The 18,077-nt window shown below is 72.7% G+C and carries 20 protein-coding genes; 12 read left to right on the forward strand and 8 right to left on the reverse strand.

Going from position 1 to position 18,077, the window contains the following annotated elements:
• The first annotated feature begins 168 nt into the window (after positions 1-168).
• Both gdhA and AB0C69_RS19510 read left to right on the forward strand, forming a co-directional pair.
• Entirely contained in the window at positions 169-1,506 is a 1,338-nt protein-coding gene (gene gdhA, locus AB0C69_RS19505; protein ID WP_345185531.1) for an NADP-specific glutamate dehydrogenase, read from the forward strand.
• A 98-nt stretch (positions 1,507-1,604) separates the two neighbouring features.
• Positions 1,605-2,153, forward strand: a complete 549-nt coding sequence (locus AB0C69_RS19510) for a potassium channel family protein (protein WP_360355287.1) — start codon at positions 1,605-1,607, stop codon at positions 2,151-2,153.
• A gap of 41 nt (positions 2,154-2,194) precedes the next feature.
• Here the strand turns inward: AB0C69_RS19510 and AB0C69_RS19515 are convergent, their stop codons facing one another.
• Positions 2,195-2,893, reverse strand: a complete 699-nt coding sequence (locus tag AB0C69_RS19515) for a hypothetical protein (RefSeq protein ID WP_360355289.1) — start codon at positions 2,891-2,893, stop codon at positions 2,195-2,197.
• A gap of 122 nt (positions 2,894-3,015) precedes the next feature.
• Between AB0C69_RS19515 and AB0C69_RS19520 the strand changes: the two genes are divergently transcribed.
• Positions 3,016-3,333, forward strand: coding sequence for a DUF6191 domain-containing protein (locus tag AB0C69_RS19520; RefSeq protein ID WP_360355292.1), 318 nt, complete (start codon positions 3,016-3,018; stop codon positions 3,331-3,333).
• A 27-nt stretch (positions 3,334-3,360) separates the two neighbouring features.
• Here the strand turns inward: AB0C69_RS19520 and AB0C69_RS19525 are convergent, their stop codons facing one another.
• A complete protein-coding gene (locus tag AB0C69_RS19525) occupies positions 3,361-3,981 on the reverse strand; it encodes a TetR/AcrR family transcriptional regulator (protein WP_360355295.1) in 621 nt (206 codons plus the stop codon).
• Positions 3,982-4,068: 87 nt separating this feature from the next.
• On the opposite strand from AB0C69_RS19525, the gene AB0C69_RS19530 reads away from it, so the two are divergent.
• A complete protein-coding gene (locus AB0C69_RS19530; RefSeq protein WP_360355298.1) occupies positions 4,069-4,842 on the forward strand; it encodes an SDR family oxidoreductase in 774 nt (257 codons plus the stop codon).
• A complete protein-coding gene (locus tag AB0C69_RS19535) occupies positions 4,839-5,828 on the forward strand; it encodes a pyridoxal-phosphate dependent enzyme (RefSeq protein WP_360355301.1) in 990 nt (329 codons plus the stop codon). Before AB0C69_RS19530 ends, AB0C69_RS19535 begins: the two co-directional genes overlap by 4 nt.
• A 35-nt stretch (positions 5,829-5,863) precedes the next feature.
• Here AB0C69_RS19535 and AB0C69_RS19540 read toward each other — a convergent pair whose 3' ends face one another.
• Positions 5,864-6,277, reverse strand: coding sequence for a nuclear transport factor 2 family protein (locus tag AB0C69_RS19540; protein WP_360355304.1), 414 nt, complete (start codon positions 6,275-6,277; stop codon positions 5,864-5,866).
• 155 nt (positions 6,278-6,432) lie between these two features.
• Here AB0C69_RS19540 and AB0C69_RS19545 point away from each other — a divergent pair, with 155 nt between their 5' ends.
• Positions 6,433-6,855 (forward strand): VOC family protein, encoded by a 423-nt coding sequence (locus AB0C69_RS19545; RefSeq protein WP_360355337.1) that lies wholly within the window; start codon positions 6,433-6,435, stop codon positions 6,853-6,855.
• Between the two features lie 50 nt (positions 6,856-6,905).
• Here the strand turns inward: AB0C69_RS19545 and AB0C69_RS19550 are convergent, their stop codons facing one another.
• Positions 6,906-7,319, reverse strand: coding sequence for a nitroreductase family deazaflavin-dependent oxidoreductase (locus tag AB0C69_RS19550; protein ID WP_360355307.1), 414 nt, complete (start codon positions 7,317-7,319; stop codon positions 6,906-6,908).
• A 239-nt stretch (positions 7,320-7,558) separates the two neighbouring features.
• Here AB0C69_RS19550 and AB0C69_RS19555 point away from each other — a divergent pair, with 239 nt between their 5' ends.
• From AB0C69_RS19555 to AB0C69_RS19565, 3 genes are read left to right on the forward strand one after another with little or no spacing between them, the layout of a single operon-like run.
• On the forward strand, positions 7,559-10,054 hold the full coding sequence (locus tag AB0C69_RS19555) for an ATP-dependent Clp protease ATP-binding subunit (protein ID WP_360355310.1): 2,496 nt from the start codon (positions 7,559-7,561) through the stop codon (positions 10,052-10,054).
• 50 nt (positions 10,055-10,104) lie between these two features.
• A complete protein-coding gene (locus AB0C69_RS19560; RefSeq protein ID WP_360355313.1) occupies positions 10,105-10,704 on the forward strand; it encodes a CGNR zinc finger domain-containing protein in 600 nt (199 codons plus the stop codon).
• Complete coding sequence (locus AB0C69_RS19565; RefSeq protein WP_360355316.1) at positions 10,701-11,132, forward strand: protein-tyrosine phosphatase family protein; 432 nt, start codon at positions 10,701-10,703, stop codon at positions 11,130-11,132. Before AB0C69_RS19560 ends, AB0C69_RS19565 begins: the two co-directional genes overlap by 4 nt.
• A gap of 42 nt (positions 11,133-11,174) precedes the next feature.
• On the opposite strand, the gene AB0C69_RS19570 is transcribed toward AB0C69_RS19565, so the two are convergent.
• The gene (locus AB0C69_RS19570) at positions 11,175-12,782 is read right to left on the reverse strand and encodes an FAD-dependent oxidoreductase (RefSeq protein WP_360355319.1); all 1,608 of its coding nucleotides are present in this window, start codon (positions 12,780-12,782) and stop codon (positions 11,175-11,177) included.
• 544 nt (positions 12,783-13,326) lie between these two features.
• Here AB0C69_RS19570 and AB0C69_RS19575 point away from each other — a divergent pair.
• The gene (locus AB0C69_RS19575) at positions 13,327-13,881 is read left to right on the forward strand and encodes a lytic polysaccharide monooxygenase auxiliary activity family 9 protein (RefSeq protein ID WP_360355322.1); all 555 of its coding nucleotides are present in this window, start codon (positions 13,327-13,329) and stop codon (positions 13,879-13,881) included.
• Positions 13,878-14,798 carry a glycoside hydrolase family 19 protein gene (locus AB0C69_RS19580; RefSeq protein WP_360355325.1) on the forward strand — a complete coding sequence of 307 codons (921 nt, stop codon included), beginning with the start codon at positions 13,878-13,880 and terminating at the stop codon, positions 14,796-14,798. Before AB0C69_RS19575 ends, AB0C69_RS19580 begins: the two co-directional genes overlap by 4 nt.
• A gap of 173 nt (positions 14,799-14,971) precedes the next feature.
• On the opposite strand, the gene AB0C69_RS19585 is transcribed toward AB0C69_RS19580, so the two are convergent.
• The 3 genes from AB0C69_RS19585 to AB0C69_RS19595 all read right to left on the reverse strand — a co-directional run bounded on the left by AB0C69_RS19585 (position 14,972) and on the right by AB0C69_RS19595 (position 17,259).
• On the reverse strand, positions 14,972-15,757 hold the full coding sequence (locus AB0C69_RS19585; RefSeq protein ID WP_360355328.1) for a TIGR03943 family protein: 786 nt from the start codon (positions 15,755-15,757) through the stop codon (positions 14,972-14,974).
• Complete coding sequence (locus tag AB0C69_RS19590) at positions 15,754-16,794, reverse strand: permease (protein ID WP_360355331.1); 1,041 nt, start codon at positions 16,792-16,794, stop codon at positions 15,754-15,756. Before AB0C69_RS19590 ends, AB0C69_RS19585 begins: the two co-directional genes overlap by 4 nt.
• A 171-nt stretch (positions 16,795-16,965) precedes the next feature.
• Positions 16,966-17,259, reverse strand: coding sequence for a hypothetical protein (locus tag AB0C69_RS19595; RefSeq protein WP_345185404.1), 294 nt, complete (start codon positions 17,257-17,259; stop codon positions 16,966-16,968).
• Between the two features lie 233 nt (positions 17,260-17,492).
• On the opposite strand from AB0C69_RS19595, the gene AB0C69_RS19600 reads away from it, so the two are divergent.
• Positions 17,493-17,987, forward strand: coding sequence for a hypothetical protein (locus AB0C69_RS19600; RefSeq protein ID WP_360355334.1), 495 nt, complete (start codon positions 17,493-17,495; stop codon positions 17,985-17,987).
• Positions 17,988-18,077 lie beyond the last annotated feature (90 nt).

The following is an 18,077-nucleotide window of genomic DNA, read 5'->3' on the forward strand; positions in this document are numbered from 1 at the left end:
GCCGGGCCGCGTCCCCTGCCAGGCGGGACGCGGCCCCGGCGCCGGCGGCGAGGGGTGCTGCGGCGGGGCGTCCCGGTGCAGCCCGGGACGGGTTCTAGAGTGAGGGGGTCTCAAGGAAGGATCCTCACCATGCCCCTCGCCTCACGCCTGCCGGCCCCGCCCGAGACCATGGCCGTCCTGGAGGAGACCTACGCGGGGGTGCTGCGCCGCGATCCCGGCGAGGCCGAGTTCCACCAGGCCGTGCACGAGGTGCTGGAGTCGCTCGGCCCGGTGCTGGCCGCCCGGCCGGGCCTCGCCACCGCCAAGCTGGTCGAGCGGGTGATCGAGCCGGAGCGCCAGATCATGTTCCGCGTCCCGTGGCAGGACGACAACGGCGAGATCCACGTCAACCGCGGCTTCCGCGTCGAGTACAACGGCGCGCTCGGGCCGTACAAGGGCGGGCTCCGCTTCCACCCCACGGTGAACCTCGGCATCGTCAAGTTCCTCGGCTTCGAGCAGATCTTCAAGAACGCGCTCACCGGGCTCGGCATCGGCGGCGGCAAGGGCGGCAGCGACTTCGACCCGCACGGACGCTCCGACGCGGAGGTCATGCGCTTCTGCCAGTCGTTCATGACCGAGCTGCACCGCCACGTCGGCGAGCACACCGACGTCCCGGCCGGTGACATCGGCGTCGGCGCCCGCGAGATCGGCTACCTGTTCGGCCAGTACCGCCGCGTCACGAACCGGTGGGAGGCCGGGATGCTGACCGGCAAGGGCATGCTGTGGGGCGGCTCCGCGGTCCGGACCGAGGCGACCGGCTACGGCAACGTGATGTTCACGGCCGAGATGCTGCGCCGCCGCGGCGAGGACCTGGACGGCCAGCAGATCGTCGTCTCCGGCTCCGGCAACGTCGCGATCTACACGATCGAGAAGGCGCAGCAGCTCGGCGCCAACGTCATCACCGTCTCCGACTCCGGCGGCTACGTCGTGGACGAGAAGGGCATCGACCTCGACCTGATCAAGCAGGTGAAGGAGGTCGACCGGGGCCGCGTCTCCGACTACGCCGACCTGCGCGGCTCCTCCGCCCGGTTCGTCCCGGGCGGCCGGGTGTGGGACGTCCCCGCCGACATCGCGCTGCCGTCGGCGACGCAGAACGAGCTCGACGCCGACGCCGCCGCGATCCTCGTCCGCAACGGCGTGAAGGCCGTGTCGGAGGGCGCCAACATGCCGACCACCCCCGACGCCGTGCGCGTCCTCCAGGAGGCGGGCGTCGCCTTCGGTCCCGGCAAGGCCGCCAACGCGGGCGGCGTCGCGGTGAGCGCACTGGAGATGCGGCAGAACGCGAGCCGTTCCTCCTGGCGCTTCTCTCAGGTGGAGGAGGAGCTGCTGGCCATCATGACGAGCATCCACGACACCTGCTACGAGACCGCCGACCGGTACGGCGCCCCCGGCGACTACGTGGTCGGCGCCAACATCGCCGGCTTCGAGCGCGTGGCCGACGCGATGCTCGCCCAGGGCCTCATCTAGGGAGCCACGGCCGCCCGGAGGCGCCCGCCGCCTCCGGGGCGGTCGCCTCCCGGCCCGCCGGAGGGCTCAGGGGCGCCGGTCCTGGGCATGGACGGAGAGTGACCACGCGATCGCGAAGAGCCCGCTTCCGGCCCCTGGCCCGGGTGGCGGTGCGCATGACGCTGATCACGGTGGCCCTGATCGCCGTCTACTTCACGGCCCCGTTGAACAGGTCGTTCACGGTGGTGACGGGCGTGGTGCTGACCACGGCGCTGCTCTCCCTGGGAGTGCTCGTCGCGTGGCAGGCGAGGTCGATCGCGCGCTCGCGCTCCCCGAGGCTCCGCGCCGTCGAGGCCCTCGGGACGACCGTCGCGCTGTTCCTTCTGGTGTTCGCCTCCAGCTACCGCCTCATGAGCCACGACACCCCGCCCGGATTCTCCGAGCCGCTGACGCACATCGACGCCCTGTTCTTCACCATCACGATCTTCACTTCGGTCGGTTTCAGCGACATCGTCCCCGTCTCGCAGACGGCCCGCGCCCTGACGGCCGTCCAGATGCTCGGCGACCTGGCCTTCCTGGGCATCGTCGCCAAGGTCTTCCTTGAGGCGATGCAACGAGGCGTCGAACGCAAGACGGACGAATCCCCCGAGGGCGGCGAAGACCTCTGAGAGCCGCGGCGAAGGCTCCGTGAGCCCGCCGCCGGACGCCTTCACTGGCTCGGGGCCAGCCACGTGAGCCGGAGCTCGCGGGCCGTCCGCGCTGCCAGCTCGTTCAGCTGGTCGGCCTCGGCGCCCGGGGGAAGCTCGGAGGCGTACGCGGCCGCCGCTGCCGCGGTCTGGGGACGTGCGCCGAGCGCGGCGCGCAGGTGGTACGACCTGCGCAGCTGGTCGAGCCCGGTGCCGTCGCCCTCCTCCAGGGCCAGGGCCCCCAGGTGCCGGATCGCGTAGGACTCCAGCAGGAGATCCGCGTCCTTCAGCGCGAAATCGAGGGCCTCGGTGTAGCGCGCCTTCGCCCGTTCCGAGTCGTCGTCGAACTTCTCGATGACGATGCCCGTCCAGAACGTCGCCCAGCTCGTGACGCGTTCGTCCTCCAGCGAGGCGGAGAACCCGGCACGCGCCCGCGCCTCGTCGTCGGGGCGGGCGTCGAGCTCGAAGAGCAGGCGGGTGTAGGCGAGCTGCGCGTCGTAGAAACCCCCGAGCGCAGGATCGTCCTGGGACAGCGCGGCGACGGCGTCCTCGGCCTCGGCCGCCTTGTCGAGCCGCCAGAAGAACCTGTCCGTCAGAACCTCCGCCCGGAGCGCCACCGTCTCGGCCGCCGGTGATTCCAGCGCCAGATCCCAGAGCCCGGCACGCGTCAGCGACCGCGCGGCGCTCGCGGCGCCGTCAATGTAGGTGGTGTTCAGGTTCATGCCGCCTACTATGAGGATCGGCAAGGTAGGTAGTCAAGGTCCGTATGTCACCTACACCACCGCGCCGCCATCGCGGTGGCCGGAGATCGCAACCGCCGTGGAGGCGGGATCGTTGGAGGAACGTGGCACTCATCGGCTTCATGACGATCCCCGGACTCGTTCTCGGACTGGTCGCCTTCGCCGCCCTCGATCGCGCGGGCCTGTGGGCGCACCGCAGGTTCCGCCTGCCCTGGAGAAGGGACGAGGTGGGCCGGCCGATCTCGGCGATCGCCGTAGGAGAACTCGACGCCTTCTTCCACGGCACGCACCGCCACCAGCAGGAGCAGCGCCGTTCCTCCCTGATGCTGCGGGACGAGGAGAACGACGGCGCGCCCCCGCGAAGCCGCGTCGATCTCGACGCCGGAACCGCCGTCGTGCGGCGTCCGCCCGACTCCGCCTGAGCGACCGCCGCTCCGGCCGGGCGGGGGTCAGCGGCCCTGTGGCGTGGGCCAGGCGGCGAGGGCCAGTTCGGCGATCTCGGTCAGCTCGGCCGCTGAGGCTCCGTCGCAGGCGCGCTGCGACATGCCCTGGATGACGGCGGCGAAGTACGAGGCCAGGGCGCGGGGATCCGTCGCGGCGGGCAGCTCGCCGGCCTGCCGGGCCGCCTGGAGGCGGGACCGGAAGACCTCCAGGTTCCTGTTCCGCAGATCGCGCAGGAAGGCCGCCACCTCGGCGTCCTGCGGGGTGACGTTGGTGGCCGCGCTGATCGTCAGGCAGCCGGCCGGGTGGGACGGGTCGGCGTAGTTGGCGGCCGCCTCGCGCAGGATCCGGGCGAAGGCGCCGTACGCGGTGGGCTCCTCGTCGAGGGCGACGCCCATGAAGGCGCCCGCGGGGGATCGCCCGTAGCTGTGCACCACCTCCTTGAACAGCGACTTCTTGTCGCCGAAGGCCGCGTAGAGGCTGCCGGGCCTGATGCCCATCGCCTCGGTCAGCTCGCCGACGGAGGTGGCCTCGTAACCGCGCTCCCAGAACAGCCGTGTGGCCGCGGTCAGCGCCGCGTCGCGGTCGAACGCCCTCGGCCGCCCTCGCTTCACCCGTGTGTCGCTCACCCCCACATTCTAGAGCGAACGCTCAATAAGTCGTGCTACCTTCTTTTTTGAGTCATCGCTCAAGAATGTGGAGAGGGGTTCGCGACCATGGACGCACGCGCTCTTGAGGGCAAGGTCGCGCTGGTCACCGGTGGGAGCCGCGGCATCGGACGGGCCATCGCGCAACGCCTCGGCCGGGACGGAGCGGCCGTCGCCGTCGCCTACGCCCGCGACGAGGCGGCCGCGAACGAGGTGGTCGAGCGCATCCGCAAGGACGGCGGCCGGGCCTTCGCCATGCGGGAGGAGCTGGGACGCCACGGCGACGCGGCCCGGCTGTGGGGGGCCTTCGACGCCCAGGCGGCTGAGCACGCGCCGGGCGGGGGCGTCGACATCATCGTCAACAACGCCGGCATCGGCCGCAGCTCGGACCTGGCCTCGCTGACCGAGCGGGAGTTCGACGAGGTCTTCGCCGTGAACGTCCGCGCACCGTTCTTCATCGTGCAGCAGGGGCTGCCGCGGCTGCGCGACGGGGGCCGGATCATCAACATCTCCAGCGGCGTGTCCCGCATCGCCATGCCGGAGATCATGGCCTATGGCGCCACCAAGGGCGCGCTCGACAACTTCACCCTCAACCTCGCCAAGGAACTGGGCCCCCGGGGCATCACGGCGAACTCGGTCGCGCCCGGCATCATCGACACCGACGTCAACGCGGGCTGGCTGCGCGGCGATCCGCAGGCCGAGGCCCGCGCGGCGTCGCTGGCCGCGCTCGGCAGGGTCGGACGGCCCGAGGACGTGGCCGACGTCGTGGCCTTCCTCGCCTCCGACGACGCGCGCTGGGTGACCGGACGGGTGATCGACGCGACGGGCGGGTCCTGCCTGTGAGCCCTCCGCCGGAGACGCGGCTCGACACCGCCCGGATCCGGGCGGCCCGCCGGGTGATCGACCCGGTCTTCCTCGACAGCCCCCAGTACCGCTGCGAGGCGCTGGAGGCCGACCTCGGGTGCGCGGTGACCGTCAAGCTGGAGACGGCGAACCCGGTCCGCAGCTTCAAGGGCCGCGGCACCGAGCTCGTCGCCGCCCTGCTCGACGAGAACGGTCCGCGCGCGGCGGTGTGCGCCAGCGCGGGCAACCTCGGCCAGGCCCTCGCCTGGTCCGGGCGCGCCCGGGGCCTCGACGTGACCGTCGTGGCCTCCCGCTTCGCGCCCGCGGCCAAGCTCGACCGCATCCGCGCGCTGGACGCGCGGCTGGAGCTGGTGGACGGCGACTTCGACACGGCGCGCGAGCGGGCGGCGGCCATCGCGCGGCACGACGGCGTCCGGCTGGTCGAGGACAGCCTGGACATCGAGACCTGCGAGGGCGCGGCGACCATCGGCCTGGAACTGGTGGAGGCCGCGCCGCCGTTCGACGCCGTTCTGATCGCTCTCGGCGGCGGGGCGATGGCCACCGGCGTCGGACACGTGCTCAGGACGCTCGCGCCCGGGGTCGAGGTGATCTGCGTCCAGCCGGCGGGCGCGCCGGCGATGACGCGTTCCTGGCACCGGCGGCGCGTCGTCACGACCGAGTCGACCGACACCATCGCCGACGGCGTCGCGGGACGGCGTCCCATTCCGGACGTCCTGGACGACCTCCTCCTGGTCGCCGACGACGCCGTCCTGGTCGAGGAGGCGTCGATCGTCGCCGGAATGCGGGGGCTCTTCGAGCATGCCGGTCTCGTGGTCGAGCCGTCGGCCGCGCTCGGCGTCGCGGCGATCCTCGAAGACCGCGACCGCTACGCCGACCGGCACGTCGTCACCATCGTGTGCGGCGGCAACGTCGACCTGGACGCTCATCGCCGCTGGGTGGGCGCGACCCCCGGCCACGGGCCGTGACGTCCGCGGCCGGGGCCGCCGGGGCGGCGCGGCGGTCAGTCCCTCCGCAGCCAGGCGAGCATGATCTCCACCTCGCTGAAGCGCCAGCCCTCCGGCGTGCGCGCGACGGTGCCGGCGATCCGCATGCCGGTCGTCTGGTGGGGCGCCCGGCCGTCGCGGTAGTAGTGCACCAGCGAGTTCGCCGAGACGGACGCCCGGTCGCCGTCGACGTCCGCCAGCAGGTCGGTGGTCGTGTGCTGGGTGTGCTCCCCTTCGACGGGGGACCGCCTGAGGAAGTCGGCGATCGTGCCGATGCCGCGCATCTCGCCCCCGCGCGGCGAGCGCACGGCGACGTCGTCGGTGAAGACGGTGTCCGCGTCCTCGTGCCGCGCCTCGTCGAGCAGCCGCGCGAAGCGGCTGAAGAGGTCGGCGATCTCGATGCGGTCGGCGACCGCGGCGCTCGTGGACATGGCTCCTCTTTCGTTGGTATAGCCAACATTGGTGACGCCAACTATATACGGAATCTCGTTGGTGTTGCCAACGAAACAGTGCCGGGGAAACCCGGAACGGCCGGAGCCGCCGGCCGCGGACTCTTCGAGGAGAACGGCGCATGACGCTTCAACGGATGGACCACATCGGCATCGTCGTCGACGACCTCGACGCCGCCGTCGCGTTCTTCGCCGAACTCGGCATGGAGGCGGGAGGAAGAATGCCGGTCCAGGGGCAGTGGGTGGACCATGTCGTCGGGCTCGACGGCGTCGAGGTCGAGATCGTGATGATGCGGACCCCGGACGGCCATGGCGCCGTCGAGCTGACGAAGTTCCACGCGCCGGAGCCGATCGGACGGGAGGAGGAGGCGCCCCCGAACACGCTCGGCCTGCGCCGCGTCATGTTCGCCGTGGACGAGATCAGGGACACCGTCGACCGCCTGCGCGCCCACGGCGGCGAACTCATCGGCGAGATCGACCGGTTCGAGGACCTCTTCCTGCTCTGCTATCTCCGCGGCCCGGCGGGCATCATCGTCGCCCTGGCCGAACAACTCAGGTGACGCCCGCCGAAGGCCGGTGGCCGCCTGGCTGACCCGCCCCGCCCGGCGGGTCAGCGGCGGGTGAGGCGGACGATGGGGTACTGGCGGTCCGACTTGCTCTGGTACTTCGCGTAGCGGGGCTGGGCGGCGGTGATGCGCTCCCACGCCTCGTCGCGGTCGGCGCCGTCGAGGCGGTGCGGCGTCACCGGCACCGCGCCGCCGCCGGCGGGCTCGATGGTCGCCCGCTCGGGGTGCGCCATGAGGTTGGCGTACCAGTCCGGGTCCTGGCCGCCGCCGCCGGACGCGACGACCAGCCAGGCGTCGTCGCCGTCGGGGAACCACGACACGGGCGTCTCGCGCGCCCGCCCGCTCCGGCGGCCCACCGTGTTCAGGACCAGGACGTCCATGCCCATGAACGTCCCGCGGCCGCGCCGGATCTTGCGTGTGACGCGGGCGTTCATCGTCTGCTGCAACCAGCGTGACACGGCCCCGGGCTTCCCGCTCCTGCGGGCTTTCACCTGCTGATTCTGTGCCATCGCCTGCCTCCGGTCGGCGGTGCTGGTATCCGTTGACTTCACGCTAGGCGCGGCCCGGTCAAGGGCGCTTCTCGATTCCTGACCGCTTGCCGCGGGACGGTTGGCGTGAGGGTTTCCTGGGGCATGCCATGGGCAGGGGGATGTCCGTTGTTATGACGTGTCCTTCGACTACCGGGGGGTTTTCGGAGATGACCGCGGGATGGTACGGGCCGGGGGGATCGGATCCGTTCGAGGAGATGCTCGCCCGCTTCTTCGGGTCGCGCGCGCAACGGCGGCCCATGGAGCGGATCAGTATCGCGCGCCTGATGAGCGAGCCCGCGCGGGAACTCGTGCGGGACGCGGCCGCGCAGGCGGCGCAGTGGGGCAGCGACGACCTGGACACCGATCACCTGCTGTGGGCGGCGACGCGCCAGCAGGGGACCCGGCAGTGGATGGTGCGGGCCGGCGCCGACCCGGACAAGATCCGGGACGAGATCGAGGACCACGCGCGGCGCGGTGAGCCCCGGGAGGTCCCGCCCGAGCTGACCCCGTCCGCCAAGCGGGCGCTGCTCGACTCGCACCAGGTGTCGCGGGCGCTCGGATCGTCCTACATCGGGCCCGAGCACCTGCTGTTCGCGCTGGCGCTGGACCGCGGGTCGAGCGCGGGACGGATCCTCGACCACGAGCACGTCACGCCCGACTCGCTGCAGCAGGCGGCGTCCGGCGGAGGCTCCGGGCAGCCGCCGGCCGGCGGCGGGCAGCCGAGCGGGACGCCCACGCTGGACGAGTTCGGACGCGACCTCACCGCCCTCGCCCGCGAGGGGCGCATCGACCCGGTGATCGGACGCGAGGACCAGATCGAGGAGACGGTCGAGGTCCTCTCGCGGCGCACCAAGAACAACCCGGTGCTGATCGGCGACCCGGGGGTCGGCAAGACCGCGATCGCCGAGGGGCTGGCCCAGCGGATCGTGGACGACGAGGTCCCCGAGACGCTGCGCGGCAAGCGCATCGTCCAGATCGACCTGGGCGGCGTCGTCGCGGGCACCCGCTACCGGGGCGACTTCGAGGAGCGGCTGAAGAAGCTCGTGGACGAGATCCGCGAGCACGCCGAGGGCCTGGTCGTGTTCATCGACGAGATCCACACGATCGTGGGCGCGGGCAGCGCGGAGGGCGCGATGTCGGCGGGGAACATGCTGAAGCCCCCGCTCGCCCGCGGCGAGCTGCACGTGGTCGGCGCGACGACGATCGACGAGTACCGCCGCAACATCGAGAAGGACGCGGCGCTGGAGCGGCGCTTCCAGCCGATCCTCGTGCCGGAGCCGAGCGCGGACGACAGCGTCGAGATCCTGCGGGGCCTCCGCGACCGGTACGAGGCGCACCACCAGGTGCGCTTCACCGACGAGGCGCTCGTCGCGGCCGTCGACCTGTCCAGCCGCTACCTGACCGACCGGTTCCTGCCGGACAAGGCGATCGACCTCATCGACCAGGCGGGCGCCCGCGTCCGGCTGCGCAGCACGCGCAACGGCGGGCGCCGCGAGCTGGAGCAGCGCCTCGACCAGCGGCGCCGGGAGAAGGACCAGGCCGTCGCGGACGAGGACTACGAGCGCGCCTGCGAGCTGCGCGACGAGGTCTCCCGGCTGGAGAAGGACCTCACCGAGACGCGCGGGAACGGCGCGCCGGCCACGGTCCCGGAGGTGACCACGGAGGACATCGCCGAGGTGGTCTCCCGGATCTCCGGCGTCCCCGTCACCCAGCTCACCCAGGCCGAACGGGAGCGCCTGGCGGACCTGGAGGGCCACCTGCACCAGCGCGTGGTCGGGCAGGAGGAGGCGGTCGCGGCGGTGGCGCGGGCCGTGCGGCGGTCCCGCGCCGGGATGGGCGATCCGAACCGGCCGATCGGCGGGTTCCTGTTCCTCGGCCCGACCGGCGTCGGCAAGACCGAACTGGCGAAGGCGCTGGCGGAGGCCCTGTTCGGCAGCCAGGACCGGATGATCCGGTTCGACATGAGCGAGTTCCAGGAGCGGCACACCGTCAGCCGCCTGATGGGCGCTCCGCCCGGATACGTCGGCTACGAGGAGGCGGGGCAGCTCACCGACGCCGTCCGGCGCCAGCCGTACTCGGTGATCCTGCTGGACGAGATCGAGAAGGCGCACCAGGACGTGTTCAACGTCCTGCTCCAGCTCCTCGACGACGGCCGCCTCACCGACGCGCAGGGCCGCACGGTCGACTTCCGCAACACCGTCGTGATCATGACGAGCAACCTCGGCTCGGAACTGATCACCGGCACGACCGAGATCGGCTTCGGCGCGTCCGGCGACGGCGGCGGCGCGCTGCGCGACCGGATCATGCGGCGGCTGCGCGAGTCGTTCCGGCCCGAGTTCCTCAACCGGATCGACGAGATCATCGTCTTCCGGCGGCTGGAACAGGGCCAGCTCCGCCAGATCACCGACCTGCTGCTGGACGAGACGCGCCGCCGCCTGCGCGCCCAGGACGTCTCGGTCTCCTTCAGCACCGAGGCCGTGGACTGGCTCGCCGAGCGCGGCTACCAGCCCGAGTTCGGCGCCCGTCCGCTGCGCCGCACGATCCAGCGGGAGGTGGACGACCGGCTCTCCGACCTGCTCCTGTCCGGCGACCTGGGCCCCGGCGGGCACGTCGACGTGTCCGTGGAGAACGGCGGCCTCCAGTTCGACGTCACGACTCGGTAAGGTCTACAGTCCTCCTATAACCCTTACTGAACGCGGGTGCGGGAGGACGTGTGCTCATTCCGATGGCCGACTACGCGGCGGGCGTCGAGGTCGCGAACGACCTGGTCGCCACGTCGCCGGACGTGCGGGAGGCCGAGGCGCTCTCCGGACCCGGCGACCTGGCCGCGCTGCTCTCCGGATACGATTTCGCCGCCTATGACGTGGTGCCCCTTGAGCCCGCCGCCGGCGGGGCCGGGGCACCGAGCGCGGAGGACGTGGAGAAGGTCCGCTTCCTGCGCCGCGAGGTGCGGGCCGTGCTGGAGTCCGGGACGGAGGACGAGGCGGTGGAGCGCGCGGCGATGCTGGCCGGGCACGTCGGGCTCGCGCCGGTGCTGCGCCGCGACCCCTCCGGCCGGTGGCAGTGGCACGTCCCGACGGCGCGGGACGCGTCCCTCGTCGCCGAACTGGCCGCCGTCGTCGGCGTCTCGCTGCTCGGCCTCCTCAGGGCGCTCGGCCACGGCCGTTTCCGCGCGTGCGCCGCCCCCGGCTGCGGCGGAGTGTTCGCCGACGCCAGCCGCGCCGGGCGCCGCCGCTACTGCATGCCCGAGGTGTGCGGGAACAGGGTCAACGTCGCCAACCACCGCGCGCGCCGCCGGGCGGTGACCCGATGACGCTCGACGGTGCGATCCGGCTTCCCGACGGGACCCTGATCCGCGGGCGCGGCCTGCGGCGACCGCTCCCCGGCGGGCCCGTGCCCGACTTCGGGCTCTACCTGGGGTCCGGCCGCCTCCGCCGCAGGCACGCGCCGGAGCTGGACTGGCCGTCCGCATGGATCGACTGGCCGGACTTCCTGCTGCCCCGCGACCGGGACGAGGCCGTGCGGCAGATCCGCGCCCTGCACGAACGGGCCCGCTCCGGCGCCGCCGTCGAGGTCGCCTGCGGAGGCGGCGTCGGCCGCACCGGAACGGTCATCGCGTGCCTGGCCGTCCTGTCCGGGACGGCCCCGTCCGAGGCCGTCGCCTGGACGCGTCAGCACCATCATCCCCGCGCCGTCGAAACCCCCTGGCAGCGCCGCTGGGTCATGGCCTTCCCGTCCTGAACCGCCGGTCCAGGACGGGAACGCCTCCGGCTCGCCGGGGGGTCAGCCCGCGTCGAGGATCAGCTTCGCGGCGTGCTCGCCGATCATCATGCTGGGGGCGTTGGTGTTGCCGCCGATGATGCTCGGCATGATCGACGCGTCCGCCACGCGGAGGCCCTCGACGCCCCGCACGCGCAGCCCGGGGTCGACGACGGCCCGCTCGTCGGCGCCCATCCGGCACGACCCCACCGGGTGGTAGACGGTCGTGGCGCGGTTCGGCAGCTCCCTGGCCAGCGCCTCCCGGTCGGCGTACCGCGGCCCGGGGGAGAGCTCCTCCTTGACGTCCCCGGCGATGGCCTGGTTCGCCATGACCTCGCGGACGAGCTCCATGCCGTCCAGCAGCAGCCGGGCGTCGTCGGGCTCGGTGAGGTAGCCGGGGTCGATGACCGGCGCGGCGGACGGGTCCGCCGAGCCCAGCCGGAGCGTGCCGCGGCTCTTCGGGTAGATCAGCGTCGGCATGATCGTGAGCGCGGAGCGCTTGTCGACGGCGTGCCGCACCGGCGCGTCCTGGTTCGGGAACGGGTACGACCACGGCAACGCGTGCAACTGGATGTCGGGGATGTCGCCCGCCTGCCCGCTGCGGACGAAGCCGACCGCCTCGAACACGCTGCGGGCCACCCACGTCCCGCCCCGCGTCCACTCCTTGGCGACGCCCCTGGCGAAGTAGGGCGCGGTGCCCTTGTGGCGGGCCGTGTCCATGACGAACGTCATCGGCACGAACATGTGGTCGTGCAGGTTGTCGCCTACGGGAAGGTCGGCGCGCACCTCGATGCCGTGGTCCTTCAGGTGGGCGGCCGGGCCGACGCCGGACAGCATCAGCAGGTGCGGGGAGCCGAACGCCCCCGCCGAGAGGACGACCTCCCGGGACGCCCGGATCGTCGCGGTGCCCTTCTTGCCGGCGACCTCGACGCCCGTGGCCCGCCCCTTCTCGATCACGACCCGCCGCACGGTCACGTTCGTCAGGACCGTCAGGTTCGCCAGGCCGTGGTCGTCCAGGTAGCCGACGGACGAGCTGTAGCGCAGGCCGTCCGCGACGCTCTGCTGGAAGACCCCCACGCCCTCCTGCTCGGCGCCGTTGTAGTCGTCGTTGCGCTTGACGCCCGCCGTCTGGACGACCGCCTCGATGAACGCTTCGGAGGCGGGAGTGAGGTCACGCTGCCGCGTCACCTGGATGGGGCCACCTGAACCACGCAGGTCGGAAGCCCCGTCCTCCCAGTTCTCCAACCGCCGGTAGCTGTCGAGGACGTCGTCGAAGCCCCATCCGGTGCAGCCCTCGGCGGCCCAGTCGTCGTAGTTCCTGCGGTGGCCGCGCACGAACAGCATGCCGTTGATCGACCCCGAACCCCCGAGGACACGCCCCCTGACCTGCGGGATCTTCCGGTCGAGCGCGTTCTTCTGCGGGGCGCTGTAGAAGCCCCAGTCCAGCCGCTTCTTCAGCTGCGGGACGTTGTGGAAGACGGCGATCAGCCCCGGCTTGCGGACCAGCGGCGTGCGGTCCGGACCGCCCGCCTCCACCAGGACGACGCTCGCCCCGGACTCGGCCAGCCGCTTGGCCAGCACGCAGCCGGCGCTGCCGGCCCCCACCACGACGTAATCAGCGCTCCGGTCCATGTGTTCCTCTCAGCGGACGCCGTGCAGCGAGGCGACCGCTAACGAGGGCCCGCGCCTGGCCCTTGTCGGCGCCGCCGTCCCGGCCGGACGCGGGAGTCCCCGCCGGTCGGGCGACAGAAATGGGTGGCCCGATCGTAGAAGGGCGGGGACGGGCCTCCAAGGGGTGTCCCGGTGACCGGTACCTCACCGTCTTCGACGCCTTTTCCTGGGCTTCCGGCGGTCCGTTGGCAGAAGTCGCCGACCCCCGGCGTCCGGTTGCGGGGAATGTGCCGAATCTCCCGACCGGAATCGGGTGGTTCGCTTCCCTGCCTGCACTGGTCCGGCCGGGCCGCCGCGGCGCCGTTCCGGCTGTTTCCGGCGGGCTCTTGCCCGCGATCGGGCACGGGGTTAGCGTTCGCTAAATCCGATAGGAAAGTTTCCTATCCGATGGAGTGTTCATGCCCCGCCCCCGCGCCCCGCCACCGCGTTCGTCGACTGCTCCCCCGGCGGCAGGCCCTGCCGCGACGACGTCCCATGACCACCCCCATCACGCGAGGACCCCCGCATGGAAACCACCCCCCGCACGAAGAAGACCCCCCGCACGAAGCGCTCGCGCAGGATCGCCGCCGTCACGGCGGGCATCGGAATCGCTCCCCTCGTCGCCGTGGTGATCCCGGCGACCTCGGCCTGGGCCCACGGGTACGTGTCGGCGCCGATGAGCCGGCAGGCCCAGTGCGCGCAGCGCATCGTCCAGTGCGGCTCCATCCAGTGGGAGCCGCAGAGCGTCGAGGGCCCGAAGGGCCTGCGCAGCTGCAGCGGAGGCAACGCGCGGTTCGCCGAGCTCGACGACGACGGCAAGGGCTGGAGGGCCACGACGGTCGGCCAGACGGTGACCTTCACCTGGACGTTCACCGCCCGGCACCGCACGTCGAACTACGAGTACTACGTCGGCGGCAGGCGCGTCGCCGTGGTCGACGGCAACAACCAGCAGCCCCCGTCCACCGTCTCGCACTCGGTCAACCTCGGCGGCGTCACCGGCCGGCAGAAGGTGCTGGCGATCTGGAACATCGCCGACACGGCGAACGCCTTCTACGCCTGCGTCGACGTGAACGTCCAGTGACGCCGGCACGCAAGGCGCGGCGCGTCCCCCTGCCGGCGGGCGCCCGGCTGACCGGTGCGCTCCTGCTCGCGGCGGGGACGCTGTCGGCCGTCCTGCCGGCGGCGCCCGCCTCCGCCGCGGCCTGCGCGGCGGCGTGGAGCTCCTCCGCCGTCTATACCGGCGGCGCCGCGGTGTCCTACAACGGGCACAACTGGTCGGCGAAGTGGTGGACGCAGAACGAGACCCCGGGCCGCGCCGACGTGTGGGCCGACAAGGGAGCCTGCGGGTCGTCCGACCCCGGCGATCCGCCCGGCCAGGGCGGGTTCGTGGTGAGCGAGTCGCAGTTCAACCAGATGTTCCCGAGCCGCAACTCGTTCTACGGCTACAGCGGTCTGACCGCGGCCATGGCCGCGTTCCCCGCGTTCGCCGCCACCGGAAGCGACACGGTGAAGAAGCAGGAGGCCGCCGCCTTCCTGGCCAACGTCAACCACGAGACCGGCGGGCTGGTCTACATCGTCGAGCAGAACACCGGGAACTACCCGCACTACTGCGACGCGAGCCAGCCATACGGGTGCCCGGCGGGGCAGGCGGCCTACTACGGGCGCGGTCCCATCCAGCTGAGCTGGAACTTCAACTACAAGGCGGCGGGCGACGCCCTCGGCATCGACCTGCTGAACAACCCGTGGCTCGTGGAACGGGACGCCTCGGTCTCGTGGCGGACCGGGCTCTGGTACTGGATGACCCAGAACGGGCCGGGCACCATGACGGGCCACAGCGCCATGGTCAACGGCCGCGGGTTCGGCGAGACGATCCGCAGCATCAACGGCGCCCTGGAATGCGACGGCCGGAATCCGGCCCAGGTGCAGAGCCGGGTGAACGCCTACCAGCGCTTCACCCAGATCCTCGGCGTCCCCGCGGGGAGCAACCTGACCTGCTGAAACGACCCCGCACGCAGGACACGGCCCGCCGGTGAGACCCAGCCCGCCGTCGGCCGGGGCCCATGATGGCGGCCCGCGTCCGGAACCCCGGGTGCGGGCCGTCCGCCGTGCCCGGATCCTGGAGGGCTGGTGGGCCGTGCGGTGAAAGAGTGTGACGGCCGTGGCGGGCCCGGTCACTCGTAGGGGTCGCCGGGCCTGCCGATCCGCTGGAGGGACCGCCCGCGCAGCGTCTGGACGACGGTCGCCCGCCGCCCGGTCGCGGGCGGCACCCACACCCCGTCGACGCGCACCCACGTGTCGGCGGGCGGTTGCGGCAGGCCCCGCACGATGACGGGGAACGGGATGGCGTCGCCCGCGCAGCACGCGACCTTCAGCCGGGTGAGGCGCCAGCCGCGCTCGCCCTTCGCCGGCGGGGTCACGAAGCCCGTCAGCCGCACCGGGACCCCCTCGAACGAGGCGGGGTCGCCGGTCTGCGCCAGGTAGGCGCGTCCGATGAACTCGCCCATGCTCATCGGGGCGGGCGCTCCCGTCCTCGGCAGCGGGGCGAAGCCCTCGGCGGGGGACGGCGGGGGCGGCGCGGCGCGACCGGCGCCGCGCGCGGCGGTGAACGAGCCGAGCGCGGGCGGCGCGATCACGAAGATCGCCAGCACCGGCGCGCAGAGCAGCCACGCCACGCCCGGACCGTGCGCATGACCGCCGCCGTGCTCGACGTGGTGTTCGCCGCCGTGTTCGCCGCCGTGTTCGCCGCCGTGTTCGCCGCCGTGCCCGTCGTCGCCGGTGTCCCGCCATTCCCGGCGCAGGCCGGCGGCGCCCAGCACGACCAGCGCGATCGCCGCGGCCACCAGCGGATAGCGGAATCCGGGCCGCACGTAGTTGACGTACTCGCCGCTGCCCAGCGTGATCCAGAGCATCGCGCCGCCGAGCAGGACCAGCAGCAGGTTCTGGGCGGGCCTGCTCATGACACCAGCCCTCCCACCAGCGCGCTGACGCCCACCGCCAGGCAGAACGTCAGCGGGACGAACCGGACCGCGAAGCTCCGGCCGAAGAACCCCGCCTGGAGGGCGATCAGCTTCAGGTCCACCATCGGGCCGACCACCAGGAACGTCAGCCGCGCGGTGGTGGAGAACTGCGACAGGCTGGCCGCCACGAACGCGTCGGCCTCCGAGCAGATGGACATCAGGACGGCCAGCACCGCCAGGAGCAGGACCGACACCACGGCATCGCCCGCCGCCGACGAGACCCAGGACGAGGGCACCGCGGCGTTGATGGTCGCGGCCGCCGCGGCGCCGACGACCAGGAACCCTCCGGCGTGCATGATGTCGTGCCGCATGGCCTGCCGGAACGCGTCGAGGCGTCCGGCCGCCCCGTGCGCGTGGGGACGGGTCGGCACCTTGAGCCATTCGCGCCTGCCCAGCAGCAGCCACGCCCATCCGGCCAGCACGGCGACCAGCAGGGAGGCGGCGAACCGTCCCGCCACCATCTCCGGCCGTCCCGGGAAGGCGACCGCTGTGGCGACCAGCACGATCGGGTTGATGGCCGGGGCGGCGAGCAGGAACGTGAGCGCGGCGGCGGGCGCCACCCCGCGCGCCATCAGCCCGCCCGCGACCGGCACCGACGCGCACTCGCACCCCGGCAGGACCGCCCCCATCGCGCCCGCGACCGGCACCGCCGCGCCCGGCCGGCGCGGCAGCACCCGCCGCCACACCGAGGCCGGGACGAACGCGGTGATCGCGGCCGACAGCGCGACGCCGAACACCAGGAACGGCAGCGCCTGCACGCACACCGCCACGAAGATCGTCGCCCATGCGTCCAGGGCCCGCGCGCCGATGTGCGGCGCCGCCCACGCCCGGCCGAGCACGAGCGCCGCCGCCAGCGCGCCGAACGCCCAGGCCGCACGGGCGCCGGGCGCCGCGCCCCGCCCGCGCCCCCATTCCGCCGGAGGAAGCAGCTCCTCCTCGGCCAACCGCGGGCCGGTGCGTTCGATCATGCGGTCCATCGTCCCAGAGCCCGCCCCCGCGGGGCTCGGGATCGAGGCTGTGCTGCAATACCCCGGCCCACTTCACCGGCCAGGTCACGCGTTCGCGCGCGCGGCCGAGGCCACTTCGAGACAGCCTGGACCGCGCCCGGCCGCACCGGCGGCCTGCGGCCGCCGGTCACCGCGCGGGCGCTAGCGCATCGCGTGGGACGCGCGGCCTCCGACTCTCTCGTCCATCTCGCCGCGCTGCATCGGGATCTCCGTGCTCTCCTCGCGCATCTCCTCCAGGCGCATGGCGACGCCGATGGCGAAGAAGGTCGGGGCCCATTCGCCGACGAAGATGCCCCAGCGGTCGGCGCGGTCCATGCCCCTCTCCTCCAGCTGGTTGGAGAGCGCCCACGACGCGAACGCCAGGGCGATCGAGCCGAGTCCGGCCGTGTACATGTGGTGCGACTTCAGGCCCCGCTTGTGCAGTGTCTTGATCATTTTCCCCCCTTGGTCGGTCGGGCCGTACCCGGGCGTTCACCGGCACAAGCGCGCATTGACCGGTTTTTGCCCACTCCGGACGCGGGGGTATCCGTCGCCGCGGACCGGCGGCCGAACTGGAGACGGCGGGGGGAGTACCCGTCCGCCCGCTGGGTACCGCGAGCTTCATCGACGACCGACCTCCCCTCACCTGACGTGCAGGGCCGCCCCTCCGGGCGGCCGGAAGGACCCGCATGGAGAAGACGGCCGGACCATTCCTGGCGATCTATCTGAACGACCATCTCGCGGGCGCGGCGGCCGGAGTGGGACGCTCTCGCGCGCTCGCCCAGGCGCACCAGGGCAGGCCCGAGGAGGAGCGGCTGCGGCGGCTGGCGGACGAGATCGCCGCCGACCGGGGAGCGCTGCTGTCCGTCATGGCGTCGCTCGGCGTCCCCGTCCGCCACTACAAGAGCATCGCGGTGTCCGTGGCCGAGATGGCGGGACGGCTCAAGCTCAACGGCCGCCTCAGGGAGCGTTCCCCGCTGACCGACCTGGTGGAGTACGAGTTCCTGCGGCTGGCCGTCGAGGGCAAGGCCGCCGGATGGCGCACGCTGCTCACCCTCGCCGACCGGACGCCGGAGCTGGACGCGGCCGAGCTGGAGAAACTCCACGACCGCGCCCAGGCGCAGATCGATCTCCTCGAAGACCTCCGCAAGAGCGCCGTCAAGGACGTCTTCATCGCCGGCTGACCCGCCCGGTCGCCTGCGCCCCCGCGAAGGCGCGGGCGTGCTCGGCCGACCCTTCGCGACCTGTGACGGCATGAATCCGGCCTTGCCCCC

The sequence above is a fragment of the Actinomadura sp. NPDC048032 genome (assembly GCF_040653175.1).
Classification (GTDB): Bacteria; Actinomycetota; Actinomycetes; order Streptosporangiales; family Streptosporangiaceae; genus Spirillospora; species Spirillospora verrucosospora.

Coding starts and splice junctions, on each gene's coding strand:
- gdhA (WP_345185531.1), top strand. CDS start 169: ATGGCCGTCCTGGAGGAGACCTACGCGGGGGTGCTGCGCCGCGATCCC.
- AB0C69_RS19515 (WP_360355289.1), bottom strand. CDS start 2,893: ATGAACCTGAACACCACCTACATTGACGGCGCCGCGAGCGCCGCGCGG.
- AB0C69_RS19530 (WP_360355298.1), top strand. CDS start 4,069: ATGGACGCACGCGCTCTTGAGGGCAAGGTCGCGCTGGTCACCGGTGGG.
- AB0C69_RS19540 (WP_360355304.1), bottom strand. CDS start 6,277: ATGTCCACGAGCGCCGCGGTCGCCGACCGCATCGAGATCGCCGACCTC.
- AB0C69_RS19545 (WP_360355337.1), top strand. CDS start 6,433: ATGGACCACATCGGCATCGTCGTCGACGACCTCGACGCCGCCGTCGCG.
- AB0C69_RS19555 (WP_360355310.1), top strand. CDS start 7,559: ATGACCGCGGGATGGTACGGGCCGGGGGGATCGGATCCGTTCGAGGAG.
- AB0C69_RS19565 (WP_360355316.1), top strand. CDS start 10,701: ATGACGCTCGACGGTGCGATCCGGCTTCCCGACGGGACCCTGATCCGC.
- AB0C69_RS19570 (WP_360355319.1), bottom strand. CDS start 12,782: ATGGACCGGAGCGCTGATTACGTCGTGGTGGGGGCCGGCAGCGCCGGC.
- AB0C69_RS19575 (WP_360355322.1), top strand. CDS start 13,327: ATGGAAACCACCCCCCGCACGAAGAAGACCCCCCGCACGAAGCGCTCG.
- AB0C69_RS19585 (WP_360355328.1), bottom strand. CDS start 15,757: ATGAGCAGGCCCGCCCAGAACCTGCTGCTGGTCCTGCTCGGCGGCGCG.
- AB0C69_RS19590 (WP_360355331.1), bottom strand. CDS start 16,794: ATGGACCGCATGATCGAACGCACCGGCCCGCGGTTGGCCGAGGAGGAG.
- AB0C69_RS19595 (WP_345185404.1), bottom strand. CDS start 17,259: ATGATCAAGACACTGCACAAGCGGGGCCTGAAGTCGCACCACATGTAC.
- AB0C69_RS19600 (WP_360355334.1), top strand. CDS start 17,493: ATGGAGAAGACGGCCGGACCATTCCTGGCGATCTATCTGAACGACCAT.